This is a genomic window from Lysinibacillus sp. GW821-FHT14F06, assembly GCF_058803665.1.
In genome coordinates this window covers 16,091-33,657 of record NZ_JBXAPF010000036.1, presented here as the reverse complement: position 1 = coordinate 33,657, position 17,567 = coordinate 16,091, and the positions used below count along the sequence as shown (strand labels likewise).

Annotated in this window: 23 protein-coding genes; 20 read left to right on the top strand and 3 right to left on the bottom strand. The window is 38.5% G+C overall.

Annotated features, from left to right (window positions below):
- The first annotated feature begins 115 nt into the window (after positions 1 to 115).
- From AC1RNS_RS22450 to paaX, 15 genes are all read left to right on the top strand, one after another.
- On the top strand, positions 116 to 1,447 hold the full coding sequence (locus tag AC1RNS_RS22450) for a phenylacetate--CoA ligase family protein (RefSeq protein ID WP_492995872.1): 1,332 nt from the start codon (positions 116 to 118) through the stop codon (positions 1,445 to 1,447).
- Entirely contained in the window at positions 1,444 to 2,460 is a 1,017-nt protein-coding gene (locus AC1RNS_RS22445; RefSeq protein ID WP_492995870.1) for an NAD(P)/FAD-dependent oxidoreductase, read from the top strand. The genes AC1RNS_RS22450 and AC1RNS_RS22445 overlap by 4 nt, the downstream gene beginning before the upstream one ends.
- A gap of 31 nt (positions 2,461 to 2,491) precedes the next feature.
- Positions 2,492 to 2,731: a ferredoxin gene (locus AC1RNS_RS22440; RefSeq protein ID WP_492995869.1), complete on the top strand. Its 240-nt coding sequence runs from the start codon at positions 2,492 to 2,494 to the stop codon at positions 2,729 to 2,731.
- A gap of 70 nt (positions 2,732 to 2,801) precedes the next feature.
- Positions 2,802 to 3,755: a 1,2-phenylacetyl-CoA epoxidase subunit PaaA gene (gene paaA / locus AC1RNS_RS22435; RefSeq protein ID WP_427545720.1), complete on the top strand. Its 954-nt coding sequence runs from the start codon at positions 2,802 to 2,804 to the stop codon at positions 3,753 to 3,755.
- A gap of 21 nt (positions 3,756 to 3,776) precedes the next feature.
- Positions 3,777 to 4,130: a 1,2-phenylacetyl-CoA epoxidase subunit PaaB gene (gene paaB / locus AC1RNS_RS22430; protein ID WP_492995868.1), complete on the top strand. Its 354-nt coding sequence runs from the start codon at positions 3,777 to 3,779 to the stop codon at positions 4,128 to 4,130.
- Positions 4,123 to 4,923 carry a 1,2-phenylacetyl-CoA epoxidase subunit PaaC gene (paaC, locus tag AC1RNS_RS22425; protein WP_492995867.1) on the top strand — a complete coding sequence of 267 codons (801 nt, stop codon included), beginning with the start codon at positions 4,123 to 4,125 and terminating at the stop codon, positions 4,921 to 4,923. The genes paaB and paaC overlap by 8 nt, the downstream gene beginning before the upstream one ends.
- A 25-nt stretch (positions 4,924 to 4,948) precedes the next feature.
- Complete coding sequence (paaD, locus tag AC1RNS_RS22420) at positions 4,949 to 5,446, top strand: 1,2-phenylacetyl-CoA epoxidase subunit PaaD (RefSeq protein WP_492995865.1); 498 nt, start codon at positions 4,949 to 4,951, stop codon at positions 5,444 to 5,446.
- A 20-nt stretch (positions 5,447 to 5,466) separates the two neighbouring features.
- Positions 5,467 to 5,769 carry an EthD family reductase gene (locus tag AC1RNS_RS22415; protein WP_492995864.1) on the top strand — a complete coding sequence of 101 codons (303 nt, stop codon included), beginning with the start codon at positions 5,467 to 5,469 and terminating at the stop codon, positions 5,767 to 5,769.
- On the top strand, positions 5,769 to 6,545 hold the full coding sequence (locus tag AC1RNS_RS22410) for an enoyl-CoA hydratase/isomerase family protein (protein ID WP_492995862.1): 777 nt from the start codon (positions 5,769 to 5,771) through the stop codon (positions 6,543 to 6,545). Before AC1RNS_RS22415 ends, AC1RNS_RS22410 begins: the two co-directional genes overlap by 1 nt.
- A 2-nt stretch (positions 6,546 to 6,547) precedes the next feature.
- Positions 6,548 to 7,321: an enoyl-CoA hydratase-related protein gene (locus AC1RNS_RS22405; protein ID WP_492995860.1), complete on the top strand. Its 774-nt coding sequence runs from the start codon at positions 6,548 to 6,550 to the stop codon at positions 7,319 to 7,321.
- A 16-nt stretch (positions 7,322 to 7,337) separates the two neighbouring features.
- The gene (locus AC1RNS_RS22400) at positions 7,338 to 8,846 is read left to right on the top strand and encodes an aldehyde dehydrogenase family protein (RefSeq protein ID WP_492995858.1); all 1,509 of its coding nucleotides are present in this window, start codon (positions 7,338 to 7,340) and stop codon (positions 8,844 to 8,846) included.
- A 74-nt stretch (positions 8,847 to 8,920) separates the two neighbouring features.
- Positions 8,921 to 9,790, top strand: coding sequence for a 3-hydroxyacyl-CoA dehydrogenase (locus AC1RNS_RS22395; protein ID WP_492995857.1), 870 nt, complete (start codon positions 8,921 to 8,923; stop codon positions 9,788 to 9,790).
- On the top strand, positions 9,787 to 10,992 hold the full coding sequence (locus AC1RNS_RS22390) for an acetyl-CoA C-acyltransferase (RefSeq protein ID WP_492995856.1): 1,206 nt from the start codon (positions 9,787 to 9,789) through the stop codon (positions 10,990 to 10,992). Before AC1RNS_RS22395 ends, AC1RNS_RS22390 begins: the two co-directional genes overlap by 4 nt.
- Positions 10,993 to 11,060: 68 nt before the next feature.
- A complete protein-coding gene (locus AC1RNS_RS22385; RefSeq protein WP_492995854.1) occupies positions 11,061 to 11,837 on the top strand; it encodes an enoyl-CoA hydratase-related protein in 777 nt (258 codons plus the stop codon).
- Positions 11,838 to 11,858: 21 nt separating this feature from the next.
- On the top strand, positions 11,859 to 12,683 hold the full coding sequence (gene paaX, locus AC1RNS_RS22380) for a phenylacetic acid degradation operon negative regulatory protein PaaX (RefSeq protein WP_492995853.1): 825 nt from the start codon (positions 11,859 to 11,861) through the stop codon (positions 12,681 to 12,683).
- Positions 12,684 to 12,725: 42 nt separating this feature from the next.
- On the opposite strand, the gene AC1RNS_RS22375 is transcribed toward paaX, so the two are convergent.
- Both AC1RNS_RS22375 and AC1RNS_RS22370 read right to left on the bottom strand, forming a co-directional pair.
- Positions 12,726 to 13,124 carry a PaaI family thioesterase gene (locus tag AC1RNS_RS22375; RefSeq protein ID WP_427545698.1) on the bottom strand — a complete coding sequence of 133 codons (399 nt, stop codon included), beginning with the start codon at positions 13,122 to 13,124 and terminating at the stop codon, positions 12,726 to 12,728.
- Between the two features lie 20 nt (positions 13,125 to 13,144).
- Positions 13,145 to 14,104 carry an NAD(P)H-dependent flavin oxidoreductase gene (locus AC1RNS_RS22370; RefSeq protein WP_492995851.1) on the bottom strand — a complete coding sequence of 320 codons (960 nt, stop codon included), beginning with the start codon at positions 14,102 to 14,104 and terminating at the stop codon, positions 13,145 to 13,147.
- 74 nt (positions 14,105 to 14,178) lie between these two features.
- Here AC1RNS_RS22370 and AC1RNS_RS22365 point away from each other — a divergent pair, with 74 nt between their 5' ends.
- Entirely contained in the window at positions 14,179 to 14,694 is a 516-nt protein-coding gene (locus AC1RNS_RS22365) for a gamma carbonic anhydrase family protein (protein WP_492995849.1), read from the top strand.
- 205 nt (positions 14,695 to 14,899) lie between these two features.
- Here the strand turns inward: AC1RNS_RS22365 and tadA are convergent, their stop codons facing one another.
- Complete coding sequence (tadA, locus tag AC1RNS_RS22360; protein ID WP_492995848.1) at positions 14,900 to 15,406, bottom strand: tRNA adenosine(34) deaminase TadA; 507 nt, start codon at positions 15,404 to 15,406, stop codon at positions 14,900 to 14,902.
- Between the two features lie 140 nt (positions 15,407 to 15,546).
- Here tadA and AC1RNS_RS22355 point away from each other — a divergent pair, with 140 nt between their 5' ends.
- The 4 genes from AC1RNS_RS22355 to copZ all read left to right on the top strand — a co-directional run bounded on the left by AC1RNS_RS22355 (position 15,547) and on the right by copZ (position 17,513).
- Entirely contained in the window at positions 15,547 to 15,879 is a 333-nt protein-coding gene (locus AC1RNS_RS22355; RefSeq protein ID WP_492995847.1) for an ArsR/SmtB family transcription factor, read from the top strand.
- Between the two features lie 20 nt (positions 15,880 to 15,899).
- On the top strand, positions 15,900 to 16,853 hold the full coding sequence (locus AC1RNS_RS22350) for a cation diffusion facilitator family transporter (protein ID WP_492995846.1): 954 nt from the start codon (positions 15,900 to 15,902) through the stop codon (positions 16,851 to 16,853).
- 68 nt (positions 16,854 to 16,921) lie between these two features.
- A complete protein-coding gene (locus AC1RNS_RS22345) occupies positions 16,922 to 17,254 on the top strand; it encodes a metal-sensitive transcriptional regulator (protein WP_427545686.1) in 333 nt (110 codons plus the stop codon).
- A gap of 52 nt (positions 17,255 to 17,306) precedes the next feature.
- On the top strand, positions 17,307 to 17,513 hold the full coding sequence (copZ, locus tag AC1RNS_RS22340; protein ID WP_283870230.1) for a copper chaperone CopZ: 207 nt from the start codon (positions 17,307 to 17,309) through the stop codon (positions 17,511 to 17,513).
- Positions 17,514 to 17,567: the final 54 nt, after the last annotated feature.

The following is a 17,567-nucleotide window of genomic DNA, read 5'->3' as shown; positions in this document are numbered from 1 at the left end:
CAGATTAATTTGTTTATCTTATTAATAGATTACAGTATAAATACTGTCGTTGTTAAATTGTTATATAAAGTTTTGTATTGTAATGAACTGTAAAAGCTAAAAGGGGGATTAGGGAATGTATCATCCAGAAATTGAAACAGCATCAAGGGGAGAAATGGAAAAGATTCAACTGACACGTTTAAAAAAAACAGTCGAACGAGTATACAATAATACATCTTTTTACAAGGAACAATTCGATCTGCTAGGAATAACGCCTGCTGATATTCAAAGTTTAGCGGATATTCAAAAATTACCATTCACAAAAAAAGTAAATTTGCGTGAACAATATCCATTTGGACTTTTCTCAGTTCCGATGGATGAGGTAGTCCGTATTCACGGCTCCTCAGGTACTAGTGGAAAACCAACAATTGTCGGCTATACAAAAAATGATATCGATATGTGGTCGGGACTTTTAGCTCGTGCTATCGTTGCCGCAGGGGGACGCAAATCAGATATTTTCCATAATGCTTACGGATATGGCCTATTTACAGGTGGAATTGGTCTACACTACGGCGCTGAAGCATTAGGCGCAGCAGTTGTACCGATTTCAGGTGGCAATACAGAACGACAAATTACATTACTTGAAGACTTTAAACCACGTGGCATTGCAGGTACACCATCCTATATTTTGACCATAGCTGAGAAAATGGAAGAAATGGGGATTGATCCTGCAACAAATGGGATTGAGTACGGGATATTTGGTGCAGAACCTTGGTCAGAGGAAATGCGCCGTGCTATAGAGAACAAATTAAAAATTCGTGCTTTAGATATTTACGGTTTAAGTGAAGTCATGGGGCCTGGTGTATCAATAGAATGTTATGAAGGTCAAAATGGCTTACATATCGCAGAAGATCATTTCTTTGTGGAAATTATCGATCCTGAGACATTAGAACCTGTAGAGGCTGGCAAAGATGGTGAACTGGTTATTACCACTTTAACAAAGGAAGCGCTACCAATTATTCGCTATCGAACTGGTGATATTACTTCAATTACACATGAAAAGTGTAAATGTGGACGTACAACAATACGCATGGCTCGTGTTAAAGGACGTACGGATGACATGTTGATTATTAGAGGAGTGAATGTTTTCCCATCAGAAATTGAGCGTGAATTACTACAAGTTGAAGGTTTGGCCCCACACTATCAAATTCATATATTGAAGAAAGGGAATATGGATGAACTGGAACTACATGTGGAGTTAACACCAAAGTTATATAAGGAGATTGGTGGAAACCTAAATCATCCGCTGATTCAAATGTTATCAAGAAAAGTCAAACATGATTTAAAAAATGCTTGTTTAGTTTCTGTTAGTCTTGTGATTGAAAACATCGGTTCTATTCCTCGATCAGAAGGAAAGGCAATTCGTGTCATTGATCGGAGAAATGAGCGGCGGGAGGTTATTCAATGATTGAAACAGAACAAATAAAAGATGTGACGATTATTGGGGGAGGACCTATTGGCATGTTTGCCGCCTTTTATGGCGGTATGCGTGGTATGAGCGTAAAAATTATTGAAAGCCTCCCTCAATTGGGAGGCCAGCTAGCAGCGCTTTATCCAGAGAAATATATTTATGATATTGCTGGTTTCCCTAAAATACGCGCTCAAGATCTTATCTACAATCTAAAAGAGCAAATGAATACATTTCCAGTAGATGTCTGTACAAAAGAATCTGTATTAACCATTGAAAAAGGTGAAGATGGTATTTTCAAACTTGTTACGACAAGCGGAATTCATTACTCTCGTACAATTCTTATCACTGCAGGAAATGGTGCTTTCAAAGTTCGTACACTTGAGTTCGATGGGGAAGAGAAGTATGCAGAACATAATTTACATTACTTCATCAATGATCTTAATGCTTTCAAAGATCGTAACGTCATGGTATTTGGAGGTGGCGATTCAGCAGTAGATTGGGCTATGATGCTAGAACCAATCGCTAAAAAAGTAACAATCGTACACAGACGCGATAAATTCCGTGCACATGAACATAGTATAGAAAATCTGATGCAATCTTCTGTTGAGGTGATTACTCCATATGTACCTGAAGAGCTAATTGGGGAAAAAATTATCACTCATGTTAAATTAAAACATGCGAAAGATGAAACAATCAAACCAATCTATGGGATAGATGATGTTATTGTAAACTTTGGTTTTGTTTCATCATTAGGTGCAATTAAGGACTGGGGCTTAGAAATTAGCAAAAACTCCATCGTAGTCAATTCTCGCATGGAAACGAACATCCCTGGTATTTACGCTGCTGGTGATATTTGTACGTATGATGGAAAAGTAAAGTTAATTGTCAGTGGCTTCGGGGAAGCGCCAACAGCTATTAGTAATGCGAAGGTTTACATTGACCCAACATCTAAAGTACAGCCGTTGCATAGTACGAGTTTAATGGAAGAAAAGAAGAAACAGTTTACCTGATGCAGAAGCTTTTTGAAAGGAACAAATAAGTATGGCTAAATTTACAAGAGTAGATCAGACTACATGCATTGCGTGTGGCGCGTGCGGCGCATCAGCTCCGGAAATTTTTGATTATAATGACGAGGGCATTGCATATGTTATTTTAGATGATAACAAAGGCTGTCAAGAAGTACCTGAAGATTTATATGATGATTTAGAGGATGCAATGGAAGGTTGTCCTACAGAATCTATTAAAGTAGCAAGTAACTCTGAAAGATTGCTAGACGAATAATTTTTTTGCTATTAAACATAACGGAATATAAACGGTTAATTAAAATTAGTTATATAAGGAGGCTTTTACGATGAGTGTAGCAACACAATTATCTGAACAAAAATTACAAGAGCAGTTTGAGGCACGTATTGCTGCTGGAGACAAAATCGAAGTAGATGATTGGATGCCAGAAGAATATCGATTAGCGCTAATCAAATTAATTTCTATGCATGGTATTAGTGAAATCATGGGTGCCCTTCCTGAAAAAGAGTGGGTTCCTAAAGCCCCAACCTTATACCGAAAGCTAGGTATTATGGCAAAAGTACAAGATGAAATGGGCCATGGTCAATTATTATTGCGTGTAGCAGAAGATTTACTAAAACCATATGGGAAAAACCGTGGCGATTTGATGATTGATTTATTCGAGGGCCGTCTTAAATTTCATAATGTATTTCATATGGAAACAAAATCCTGGGGTGATGCAGGATTAATCGGATGGCTTGTAGATGGTTCAGCCATCATCTCACAAACAAATATGTTAGGTGCTTCTTACGGACCATATGCACGTGCTTTACAACGAATTTGTGCAGAAGAAGTCTTCCACGCACAGCATGGTGAAGCTATCATTATGGCGCTAGCAGAAGGAACACCTGAACAACGTGAACTAGTGCAAGATGCATTAAATCGATGGTGGGAATCATTGTTATTCTTCTTTGGTCCAGAAACAAAGGATACAACAGGCACAAGCAAACAGGATGTAACAATTAAATACAAAATTCGCGTGTTATCAAACGAAGAATTACGTCAAAGTTTCTTAACAAAGTACATTCCACGTATTCAATCGTTAGGTTTAACAGTTCCAGATCCAACTTTACACTTCGATGAGGCACAACAAAAATGGATTTACGAACAACCAAACTGGGAATATTTCAAGAAAATTCAACGCAACGAAGGTCCATGTTCACAAGAACGTCTAACACTTCGTCGCTCATCTTACGAAAATAATGCATGGGTACGTGAAGCATTAACGGCACTAGCAAATTAACTCTTAGAGGGAGGTACTATCGTGGAAAAAGAATCTTTCTATCAAGAATTTGAAGTATTTAGTAAACGAACACCAACATCCCATTTCCAGCATCAATTCAGTCTTCTAGCGCCAAACGGAGAAATAGCTCTAGTGATGGCTCAGGAAAACTTTATGCGACGTGAACCTGTCGTAGACATTTGGGTAGTAAATCGTAAACATGTACATGGCTTAACACAAGAAAGCAAACAAGCATTACAACGTTTAGATAATAAAGACTATCGTACCACAAAAGGCTATGGATATTTAAAGAAAAAATGGAGGCACTATGAACAAGGAATGCTAGATGAAAAAGAAATCCTTTCTTGGGCTGGAGGAGGTAAAAAAGATGAGTAAAGAAGTAACTCCTGAATTTAAAAAATCAGTAACTACGTTGCTATATCAATTAGCAGATGATGATTATTTATTCTCTTATCGCGGCTCAGAATGGCTTGGGTTAGCACCTCATATTGAAGAAGACGTTGCTTTCTCATCTATTACACAAGATACAATGGGGCACGCAAAACTATACTACACATTGTTAGAAGAACTTGGTGAAGGTAATTCAGATTCTTTAGCGCAGCTTCGACCAAAAGAAGAACGTAGCAATAGTCTACTTGTTGAGCGTCCAAACGGTGAAGGTTACTACAAAGAAGCACCAAATTATGATTGGGGCTATGCGGTTGCACGTAATTTTATCTATTCAACTGCAAAAAAAGCAAAAATTGAAGCCTTAAAAGAAAGCAGCTATAGTCCAATCCAAGAAATCGTTACAAAAATTAGTGCTGAACTATACTACCACCAAATGCACTGGACAGCTTGGTTTACTCAATTATTTACAGCAACAGAAGAATCACGTTCACGCATGATTGCAGCATTAGAAGAAGTCATCAAAGATGCAGGCGATTTATTCTCTTATGGAGATGTAGCACCACGCTTAGCAACATTTGATTTAATCGAATCTGAAGAAGCCTTAAAAGAACGCTGGTTTGCGATTATTAAACCAACATTTGAATCAATAAAAATCGCTGTACCTGTACTACCAACACCTACAATCAATGGCCGTAATGGTCAACATACAGATGATTTAACATCAGCGATTGAGACCATGTCAGAAGTTTATCGTTCAGATGTAGCAGCAAGTTGGTAATGTCAATTTACAAAGGAGGGTGACTATGATAACTACCGAATTGTACGAGACTCACATCTATGAAGTACTGGATACGGTGAAAGATCCTGAAATCGATACGGTAAGCATTATTGATCTTGGCATGATTGAGCGTGTTCAGATTAATGATGGTCATATTCGTATTGAAGTGCTACCAACGTTTTCAGGTTGTCCTGCACTGACAATCATTCAACAAAATATCGAAAAAGCGATTGTTCAATTAGAACACGTTTGTGAAGTAGATGTCGTTTTTATTAATAGTCCGGCTTGGACTTCTGATCGCGTAACAGCAAAGGGAAGGGAGGGCTTAAAGCAATTCGGTATAGCTCCTCCACCTCTGTTTTTAAAGGAAGACGGCACTTGGCATGTAGATTGCCCATACTGTGGTTCTACGTATGTCACGCTTGAAAATATATTTGGTCCCACAGCATGCCGCAGTATTTTATATTGCAAGAGCTGTAAAAACCCGTTTGAGGCAATGAAATTAATTTCTACTTCAATGTAGATAAAGGAGCGTATTCAACTATGGCTAAATTAGTCGCATTATATAAACATCCAGTAGATAAGAAAGCATTTGATGAGCACTACGAAAATGTACACACACCAATCACTGCAAAAATTCCAGGTTTACGTGAAATGAAAGTAACAAAGTTCAGTTCAACACCAATGGGTACAGATTCACCTTATTATTTAATGTGTGAAATGACATATGATAGCCCAGAAGATTTAAAAAATGGGCTTCGTTCTCCAGAAGGTAAAGCATCAGGAAAAGATTTAATGAGCTTTGCGAGTGACATCGTTACACTCATTGTCGGTGAAGATGCGTAATGGCAGCATTCACATTTATTGAAGTAATGATTGACAATGGGGTTGGGTATATCTATTTAAACCGTCCTCGCCAATACAATTCATTAAATCGTTCGATGATACGCGAAATTATGCATGCGATGGAACAGTTTGACCGTGACGACTACGTACAAGTGATTGTCGTAGCAGGGCATGGAAAAGCTTTTTCATCGGGTGCCGATATCGACGAAATGGCTACAGACAATACTGTTCATTTAGAGTTACTAAATCAGTTTGCTGACTGGGACCGTATCGCTCAAATTAAAAAGCCTATTATCGGTAGCGTCAAAGGGTTTGTTTTCGGTGGTGGCTTTGAATTAGCACTTTGTTGTGATTTATTAATTGCAGCGGAAGGCACCGAATTTAGTTTCCCAGAAATTAACCTCGGTGTTATGCCTGGAGCAGGTGGTACACAACGTCTAACAAAATTAGTAGGACGTACAAAAGCATTGGAGTGGATTTGGGGTGCCGCCCGCATTACGGCCGAAGAAGCACTCACACATGGCATAATCAACAAAATTGTACAACCAGAAGTATTAATGGAAGAAACACAGAAAGTAGCGATAATGCTCACGAAAAAACCAGCACTCGCTGTACGCCTTATTAAAGAGTCTGTCAACAAAGCTGTCGACTACTCACTTTATGAAGGTATGCAGTTTGAACGGAAAAATTTCTATCTATTATTCTCTTCAGAAGATCAAAAAGAAGGCATGCAAGCATTCGTTGAAAAACGTCAACCGAACTTTAAGGGGAGATAATTATGTTTGAAACTATTCAATATGAGCTTAAAGAATCTGTGGCATATATTTCGTTAAATCGTCCTGATACATTAAATGCATTTACAGCACAAATGAATCATGAAATTCGCAATGCTGTTAAGCAAGCGACTGCAGATCATGCAGTACGTTGCATTGTGTTACGTGGTGAAGGACGTGCATTTTGTTCCGGTCAAGACCTATCTGTAATCGACGAAAATATGAAACTCGGTGATATTTTAACTGACCATTATGGCCCAATGGTGCAACAAATACATAGCTGCGAAAAACCAATTATCGCAGCTGTGAAAGGTGCCGCAGCAGGTGCTGGCTTTAGTCTAGCACTTGCCGCAGATTTTCGTGTAATGGCGGAAAATTCCTTCTTTATGAATGCCTTCATTCATGTAGGTCTCATTCCAGATTCGGGGAATTTATACTACTTAAAACAATTAGTAGGTGACGCTAAAGCACTTGAAATTTCTATACTCGGGCAACGCATTAAACCAGATGAAGCCAAACAATTAGGATTAGCAACCGCTATCTATAACGATGACACATTTGAAGATGATGTCCATACGTTTGCCCAACAGATTGGACAGCTACCAACTAAAGCAATTGGCTTAATTAAACGTAATATGAAGGCAGCAGAACACCTCAAGTTTGAAGACTTCCTTACGTATGAAGCACAAAGCCAAAGTATTGCCGGTGCTACAGAGGATCATCAAGAAGGTATGAAAGCATTTACAGAAAAAAGACAGCCTCAATTTAGTGGACAATAAGAAGGAGTGAATGACAATGACACAACAAGTACAAGAGCAAGTATCAGTGAAGCGTGACTTTTACCATTTAATTATTAATGGTGAAAAAGTTGAAAGTAGTAATGGTGGGACATTCCAAACGATTAACCCTGCAACAGGTGAAGTCGTTGCAACTATCGCAAAAGCATCTCAAGAAGATGCCGAGCGTGCAGTACAAGCGGCTCGCGCGGCTTTTGATCACGGAAAATGGAAACAATATCCTATTAATCGCCGTGCACAAGTACTCAACAAGATTGCTGCCATCATGCGTTCACGCTTCAATGAAATTGTAGAACTTGAAATGCTTGATACAGGAAAATCACTTGGCACTGCACAAGGTCAAGTACACCAAGCAATCGAAGACTTCGAGTTTTATGCAGGTGCAATCGTCGGTCACCGTGGCACAGTGAACAACTTACCAGGTCAATTTCATAACTACACAGAGAAAGAGCCAGTCGGTGTATGTGCTCAGATTGTTCCTTGGAACTATCCACTAATGATGACCGCATGGAAAATTGCCCCAGCTATTGCTGTTGGCTGTTCCGTTATTGTCAAACCAGCTTCTTTAACACCTTTAACTGCAATTATTTTAGGCGAAATTTGCATAGAAGCAGGCGTTCCGGCGGGTGTTGTGAACATCATTCCAGGCTCAGGTAAAGATGTAGGGAATTACTTAGTGGAACATAAACAAGTCGACAAAGTAGCCTTCACAGGTTCTACACCTGTTGGCAAAGGCATTATGGAAAAAGCATCTCAAACATTAAAACGTGTCACATTAGAGCTTGGTGGTAAGTCACCAAATTTAGTGTTCGAAGATGCAGATATCGATGCTGCAGTAGATGGTTCACTATACGGTATTTTCTATAACTCAGGTCAATCATGTGAAGCACGTTCACGCTTATACGTGCACAAAGACATTTACGATGAATTTTTAGAAAAGTTTGTCGCAAAAACAAAAGCGATTAAACTAGGCGATCCCTTCGATAAGGGCACACATATGGGCGCAATTATCGACTTAGATCAATTAAATGTCATCGACGGCTATGTACAATCTGCCATTGAAGAAGGCGCGACAATTTTAGCAGGTGGAAAAGTTGCGACAGTTGAAGGCTTTGAAAATGGTTTCTGGTACGAACCAACTGTTATTGCAGATGTGAACCACTCTATGAAAGTTGTACGTGAAGAAATCTTTGGTCCAGTGGTAGTTATAATGCCATTTAGTGATGAAAAAGAAGCGATTCGCTTAGCAAATGATTCAGAATTCGGCTTAGGCTCAGCGGTTTGGTCAAAAGACGGTGCACGTGCTACACGAATTGCAAATCAAATCCAAGCAGGAATCGTAATGGTTAACTGCCCATTCTCTGCAATGCCAGGTACACCATTTGGTGGCTATAAGCAATCTGGTTTCGGTCGTGAGTTATGTATCGAAACATTAGATTTATATACAGAAACTAAAAGTATCATTTCATATTATGGTAGCCGCCCACTAAACCCACTGGGCGTTTAACCACCACAAAAACCATATGCGATGAGCTATCCCCACTCTTCGTATATGGTTTTCACAACAAGGAGGTAGCTTTCATGAAAAAAGTCATTGTCATCGGATCAGGCGTTATGGGTCGTGGAATTGCGTACGTAAGCGCAGTCGGTGGTTTTGAAACAGCTATTATCGATATTAACGAACAAGCGTTGGAAAATGCCCAAAATGAAATTACATCTATTTTTGAAAAATCCATTAAACGTGGAAAATTAACAGCACAACAAGCTCAAGAAGCTAAATTACGTCTTGCTTATGTGACAGATTTAGAGGCTGTTGCAAAAAATGCAGATTTAATCATTGAAGCTGTGCCAGAGAAAAAAGATATTAAAAAAGCTGTGTTTGAACAAATGGAACAGTTTGCATCCCCCAACTGTTTATTTGCAACAAATACCTCAACAATGAGTCCAACAGAAATTGCTTCTTATGCGAAACGGCCTGAACAAACAATCGCGATGCACTTCTTTAATCCCGTACATAAAATGGAGCTAGTCGAGATTATAAGAGGTCTTGAAACAAGCGATGAGACTGCACAAACAATTCGAGAAATCGCTGAAAAAATGGGTAAACAAACTGTTATCATTAACGAATTCCCAGGTTTTGTTACTAGTCGTATCAGTGCACTCGTTGGTAATGAAGCATTTTACATGTTACAAGAGGGTTTAGGTACACCCGAAGATATTGATAAAGCGATTAAACTTGGCTTAAATTACCCAATGGGTCCATTTGAGTTGGTAGATTTAGTTGGTCTCGATGCACGCCTAAATAATTTGCGTTATTTACATGAAAAACTCGGTGAAAAATACCGTCCAGCACCACTACTTGAACAATATGTACAAGCTGGGCGTTTAGGACGTAAAAGCGGAAAAGGTGTTTATGACTATACCGAGCAAAAAGAGGTGATAAGAAAATGAGGGAAGTCGTTATCGTAGATGCTGTACGTACACCAATTGGACGATATAAAGGCGTATTAAAATCTGTACGCCCTGACGATTTAGCTGCCAGAGTGATAAAAGCACTTGTGGAACGAAATCCCAAAGTGCCCGCCGAACAAATAGAAGATGTTATTTTCGGAAACGCTAACCAAGCTGGTGAAGATAATCGAAATGTTGCACGTATGGCCGCTTTACTTGCAGAGCTACCAATTGGGGTTGGTGGAACAACCATAAATCGATTATGTGGTTCAGGAATGGATGCTGTACACTTCGCAGCCCGTGCCATCAAAAGTGGTGAAGGTGATATTTTTATAGCGGGTGGTACAGAAAGCATGACGCGAGCACCATTTGTCATGGGTAAACCTGAAGTAGACTATCCACGTGGTGATCAAAAATTGTTTGATACAACGATTGGTTGGCGTTTTACAAATCCAAAGCTACAAGCCATGTATGGAGCTGATACAATGCCACAAACAGCTGAAAATGTGGCCCAGCGCTTTAACATTAGCCGTAAAGAACAAGATGCCTTTGCCTTTGAAAGCCAACAACGTGCGAAAAAGGCGATTGAAGAAAATCGTTTCGCAGATGAAATCGTACCCGTGCGCATTAAAGATAAAAAAGGCAATGAAACGATTATTGATACAGACGAACATCCACGTCCAGAAACGACACTTGAAGCACTGGCCAAATTACGTCCTATTTTCGAAAACGGTACAGTAACGGCTGGTAATGCTTCTGGTGTTAACGACGGCGCATCTGCTCTGTTATTAATGAGTGCTGACAAAGCAAAGGAACTGAATATCACACCTTTAGCACGTTATGTAACAGGAGCTATTGCGGGATTAGAGCCTGCTGTTATGGGATTAGGCCCGATTTATGCTTCTAAAAAAGCGCTACATCGTGCGGGGCTAACAACAAAGGATATCGGGCTTTATGAACTAAACGAGGCATTCGCTTCACAAGCATTAGAATCCATGAAACAGCTTGAACTAGACCCAGCCACGGTGAACGTAAACGGTGGTGCGATTGCATTCGGCCATCCACTAGGTGCGAGTGGTGCTCGTATTTTAACAACGTTACTTTACGAAATGAAGAAACAAAACGTACAATACGGACTGGCTTCTATGTGTATCGGCGTTGGTCAAGGAATCGCAACAATTATAGCAAATATAGAATCTTAGAGAGGAACCGGCGCATTCAATGTGCCGGTTTTTACTAAAATAGGATTAAAAAAAAGAGGGGTTTGCATATGAATACAATTTCATTTAAAATAAACAATTATATTGCTTATATAACAATAAATCGACCAGAGACGTTAAATTGTTTCAACTATACAACGTTATCTCAATTACAACAAGTTGTTGATGAGATACATATAGCTGATAACGTCCATACCGTCATCTTTACAGGTGCGGGTGAGAAGGCATTTAGTGCAGGTGCAGATTTAAAAGAGCGAAAAACATTAACACCACAGGAAGTACGTCGGAATGTACGAGCGATTCGAGACGTGTTTAATAGTATCGCAAGTTTACCACAACCCACTATTGCAGCGGTTAATGGACATGCACTAGGTGGAGGCTTTGAATGGTTATTAGCCTGTGATTTTGCGATTGCTGTTGAAGAGGCATTGCTTGGTTTAACTGAAACGAGTTGGGCAATTATTCCTGGCGCGGGTGGAACACAACGACTGCCGCGACTAGTTGGTGAAATGAAGGCAAAAGAAATGATTTTAACAGCGGCAAAAATTACAGCTACTGAAGCTGTACAGCTAGGTATCATTTTAAAAACGGTACCACGTGAATTGTTATTATCTGAATGTGAGGCACTTGCAGCACGTATTATGCAAAATGGTCCAGTAGCCGTTCGTCAAGCAAAATACGCCATTTCACAAGGAATGAACACAGATTTACAAACAGGTCTTGCCATCGAATCAAAGGCGTATGAGTTAGTCATTCCGACAGAGGATCGCCTTGAAGCATTGCAGGCATTCAGTGAAAAACGTCAACCTGTATTTAAAGGGAAATAAGTAAGAAAGTTGGGGGATAAGATGGGCGCTAATACACAGTCAATGATTTTTACACTCTATGGTGATTATATTATGCGCTACGGTTCTAAAATTTGGATTGGTAGCTTAATTCGTTTATTGAAGGAATTTGGTCATACAGAGCAAAATGTACGTGTATCCGTATCTAGAATGGTCAAACAAGGGTGGTTACAATCTGAAAGACAAGGGAACCGTAGTTATTATTTTTTAACAAAACGAGGTAAAAAACGCATGGAAGAAGCGGCCAATCGTATTTTTAAACTTAAACCCAACAAATGGGACCAAAAATGGCGACTTCTGATGTATACTATTCCAGAAGACAAACGTCAGATTCGAGACGAATTACGCAAAGAACTCTTATGGAGCGGATTTGGTTCTTTTTCAAATGGCTGCTGGATATCACCCAACAACTTAGAAGAAGAAGTTAAATTGCTTATTCAAAAATATGATATTGCTGATTACGTAGATTTCTTTTCAGCCGAATATATTGGGCCGCATAATCATGAGGCACTTATTGAAAAAAGCTGGTCATTGACAGAAATTGAAGCGCGATATGAGGAATTTATGAATCAATATAGTAAGCAATATATCGTGCATCAAAGTGCCATCTCTAAAGAAGAAATGTCAGATGCTGAATGTTTTGTAGAGCGTACAAATCTTGTTCATGAATATCGTAAATTTCTATTTATCGACCCAGGTCTTCCACAAGAATTATTACCTCCTATGTGGAGTGGAAATCACGCAGCATTATTGTTTCAACAATACTATAAATTACTGGAAGAGCCATCCTATCGTTTCTTTGAGGAAATTTTCCACGCTGATAATTAAAAAACAAAAGAGCTCATCCAATTAAGGGGAGCTCCTTTGTTTTTAAAGAATCATTATAGAAGACGTTACTTTAGCGACATATTTTTCATTTTGTGAAACTATCGCCTCCACATAACAAGTTTTCCGTCCTTTTTTTATGATCCTTGAATCAACAGTGGCAATACCTACGTGAAGAGGTCGTAAAAATGTTGTTTGTAAATTAATGGTTGAAAATACTTGATTTTCTTCTAGTACAGAAGCCATCGAATATGCCATCGTAATATCAGCCGCAGAAGCTATATATCCACCCATTACTATTTGATGACCGTTTAAAAAATTTTCGTTAATCTCCCATGAGCAAATAGCATCTCCGGCAATAGCCGAGATTAATTTAATACATAACGTTTGATCACATGCCGGTGGTTCAACTGCCCCGTTAATAACTTGTTTTAAGTCAATCATGGTCGCTTATGTCCTTCCTTTTATTGAGACTGAAAATTAGTAAGCAATGCGCGATTTAAACATTTCTGTGCATCGGTCATCATATTGTTGATAAGCGTGGAAACAGTCGGTAAGTCTTGGATCATCCCTGCAATTTGTCCACTATTCACAAAACCACCCTTTTCGTTTCCTTCAATGGCCCCTTTGATATGATAAGCTTCAGATGTACGTTTTTGATAATCAGCAAGCGTTATGCCTATTCCTTCATCTGACAGAAGTTCAGCTGTGTAAGGCGATTTTAATACACGACGTATTTGCCCAACTGATCTGCCAAGAATAACCGTTTCTACATCTGTCGCATCGAGTAGCCTTTGTTTATATGTCTTATGTACAGGCATCTCCTGCGTAGCAATAAAACGTGTTCCCATTTGTACACCCGCTGCTCCAAGCATGAATGAAGCTGCCAATCCTCGTCCATCACCAATACCACCTGCTGCCACAACGGGAATCGAAACCGCATCAACAACTTGTGGAATTAGTGTAAATGTTGTCAACTCTAAATTTGAATTAATCCCTGCCGCTTCAAATCCTTCTACAACAAGCACATCAGCACCGCCTTGTTCTGCCTTGATAGCGTGTTTGACAGCTGCTATAACCACCATTACACAAATATTATGGGCATGTAACTTCTTGATAAATGGTTCGGGGTTTCCTGCTGATAAAGAAACGACCGGTACTTTAAGTGTTATAGCCATTTGTAATAATTCTTTTGTGTAAGGGTTGACATTAATTGGGATATTAATAGCAAATGGTTTTTCTGTCAGTTGTTTTGTAGTTATTATGCGCTTCTCTACTTCTGCTGGTGTCATTGTCCCACAGCCAATTGTTCCTAATCCTCCTGCATTTGACACAGAAGCTACGAGTTCAGGACTGCTGATATTTCCCATTCCTCCTTGTATAATTGGGTATTGAATCTTTAAAATCGAACATAATTGATTCAATAAGTACACCTCCCGTTTAAAATATGTTATATTAAATTTAACAAAATAATCAGACAAATGGAAGGGTGAATTTTATGGAGATTACATACGCCACTAAAAAACCAGTTGTACACGAATCTGTATTTCAAGCTCCAGGAACATATATCATTGGGGATGTATCAATAGATGAAGAATCTTCAATTTGGTTTAATGCAGTATTACGAGGAGATGAAGATACTATCAGCATTGGAAAACGCTGTAGTATTCAGGATAATGTAACAATTCATTTATTTGAAGGGGCGCCTGTTATTGTAGAAGACGAAGTAACAGTTGGCCACCAGGTGGTCTTACATGGCTGTAAAATAGGTCATCGTACAATTGTCGGCATGGGATCGGTTATTTTAGATTATGCTGAAATTGGAGAGGAATGTATTATTGGCGCAAATACGCTTATCACACAAGGTACAAAGATTCCTCCACGTTCATTAGTTGTTGGATCACCAGGTAAGGTTATTCGCTCTTTACAAGATAAAGACTTTGAGCTAATTCAATTATCGATTGACACATATGTCCAAAAAGGAAAAGAGTTCAAACAGATTCTCGAGGGCTAATTAGGTGCTGGTAAACTGCGAATATCACTGAGTTAAGATTATGTATGGAATGTAAAAATTGGCTTTCGTTGCTTATAAAAGATATATGGTTAATTTTAATTTATCTATTGATTACTATAACAAAAAATGCCAAACATCCTTCTGAAACTTTCCCCTTGCTTTCACGCAGGGACATATTGCTACTTCGGTTGTTTGGCATTTTTATTTATTGTTGTTCAGCTAATTTACGAGCCTTTTTCTCTGCCTTTTTCCTGTCACGTAAAGCTTTGAAAAAATCAGTTAATATTTGTCCGCATTCCTCTGCTAATATACCTTCAGTTACTTCACATTCATGATTAAAACGAGCATCGTTTAATAGTTGGTAGAGTGAATCTACGCAACCCGCTTTCATATCTCGTGCACCATATACAACACGAGGCACACGAGACTGTAAAATAGCGCCTGCGCACATAGGGCAAGGTTCAAGCGTTACATAGAGTGTTGTATTTTCTAAACGCCAGCTACCGATTTTTTTACAAGCCTTCTGTATAACCTCCAGCTCAGCATGTGTGGTTGCATTTTGTGTTGTTTCTCTTAAATTATGGGCTCTTGCAATAATTTCTCCATTGTAAACAAGCACAGCTCCAATAGGTACTTCTCCAAGTACAGCGGCTTTCTGTGCTTCTTCTAATGCTTGTTTCATAAATAATCGATCTGTTTCGAAAATATCCACTAAATATCTCTCCTTAAAAGTAGTGTATCCTGCTTAATTGGTAAATGCTACTTTAAATGTTGACATTCCTAAAAGTACCATTTATATTTATATATGAACACATGCTCATATATAAATATAAATGATTGGGGATAAACTAAATGGATGAAAAATTAACAGAGATTACTCAAGTAAACAACGATCAGCATTTAGATGAGGAGACACTATTTGTTGTATCTCAAACCTTTAAGGCATTAAGTGATCCTACAAGAATTCGTATACTAAATTTATTGTGTACAGATGAACATTCGGTCAATGACATCGCGGAAATCTTAGATTTAGGCCAATCGACCGTTTCGCATCAATTACGTTTTTTAAAAAATTTACGTTTAGTGAAATTTCGAAGAGAGGGTACAACCTTATACTATTCGAAGGATGACGATCACATTATGAATTTACTGAAGCAAGCGATTGAGCATGCTGCACATAATTAAAAATAACGGAGGGGAAAAACATGGGACATAATCATGATCACGGCCATGATCATACACATGGCGCTAATAAAAAAGTATTAATATTATCATTTATTATAATTACAGGATATATGGTGGTTGAAGCAATTGGCGGTTTTTTAACAAATAGTTTGGCTCTTTTATCAGACGCAGGACATATGTTAAGTGACTCAATTTCTTTAGCCATAGCATTACTTGCATTTATGTTTGGAGAGAAGGCAGCAAATTACAGTAAAACATATGGTTACAAACGATTTGAAATTTTAGCTGCGGTGTTAAATGGTGTGACATTAATCTTAATAGCTTTATTTATTTTCTACGAGGCAATAGAGCGTTTTGCAAATCCACCAGAAGTGGCAACTAAAGGTATGCTTATTATTAGTACGATTGGCCTTCTTATTAATATTTTGGTAGCTTGGATAATGATGCGTGGAAGCGACACAAAGGATAATTTAAATATGCGAGGTGCATTTTTACATGTACTAAGTGATATGCTGGGATCTGTAGGAGCTATTGTTGCCGCTTTACTAATTATGTTTTTTGGTTGGGGCTGGGCTGATCCGCTGGCAAGTGTAATTGTCGCATTGTTGGTATTAAGAAGTGGCTACTATGTAACGAAGGCTGCTGTTCATGTTTTAATGGAGGGAACTCCTTCAAACGTCGACATTCAAGAAATTATTCAAACTATTGAACAGACAAAAGGTGTCCAAAGTATACATGATCTACACATTTGGACAATAACAAGTGGAACGAATGCACTTTCCTGTCACGCGGTGGTTGATGATCAGTTGAAAATTACGGATAGTGAGAATATATTACGAGAAATTGAACATAATCTTGAGCATAAGGGCATTAAGCATGTAACAATTCAATTAGAAACTGCAGCACATCAGCATGACAATTCAATTTTATGCCAATTAAAAGCAGAACCGTCTCATCATGATCATCAACATTAATAAAATTTTTTACTTTACATACCCTTCGTGGGTATAGTATGATGAAAGTGAAATAGGAGGTGTATGGAATGGAAGACATAACGAAAGAGGTTACATGTCATACGGAGGAAACTACATCTTGTCGAAAAAGCCATCATCCTGAACGTGTAAAAAAGGATTTAACGACTCGTTTAAATCGCATAGAGGGTCAGATTCGTGGTATTAAGGGAATGATTGAAAAAGATGTTTACTGTGATGATATTATTACGCAGTTATCTGCCACACAGTCTGCTTTAAATAGTGTAGCGAAAATATTATTGGAAGGCCATTTAAAGGGTTGTGTTGTGGACCGCCTATCTGAGGGTGATGAAGCAGTGTTGGATGAATTAGTAGTGACCATTCAAAAGCTAATGAAAAAATAATATTTGTAAATATATACCCCTATTTAATATAAACAAAGAGGAGAGATATTTTATGCAAAACGTAACTTTAAATGTACAAGGAATGTCATGTGGACATTGTGTAAATGCAGTAGAAAAAAGTGTTGGAGCATTAACTGGTGTTGACCAAGTGAAAGTGAACCTAGCAGAAGGCTTAGTAGATGTTGCATTTGACGAAGCAAAAGTATCTTTAGATCAAATTAAAGAAACAATTGATGACCAAGGCTATGATGTAAAATAAAATATGTAGGGTGCTCAAGTAGCACTCTATTATTTTAAGTGATATATACCCCCT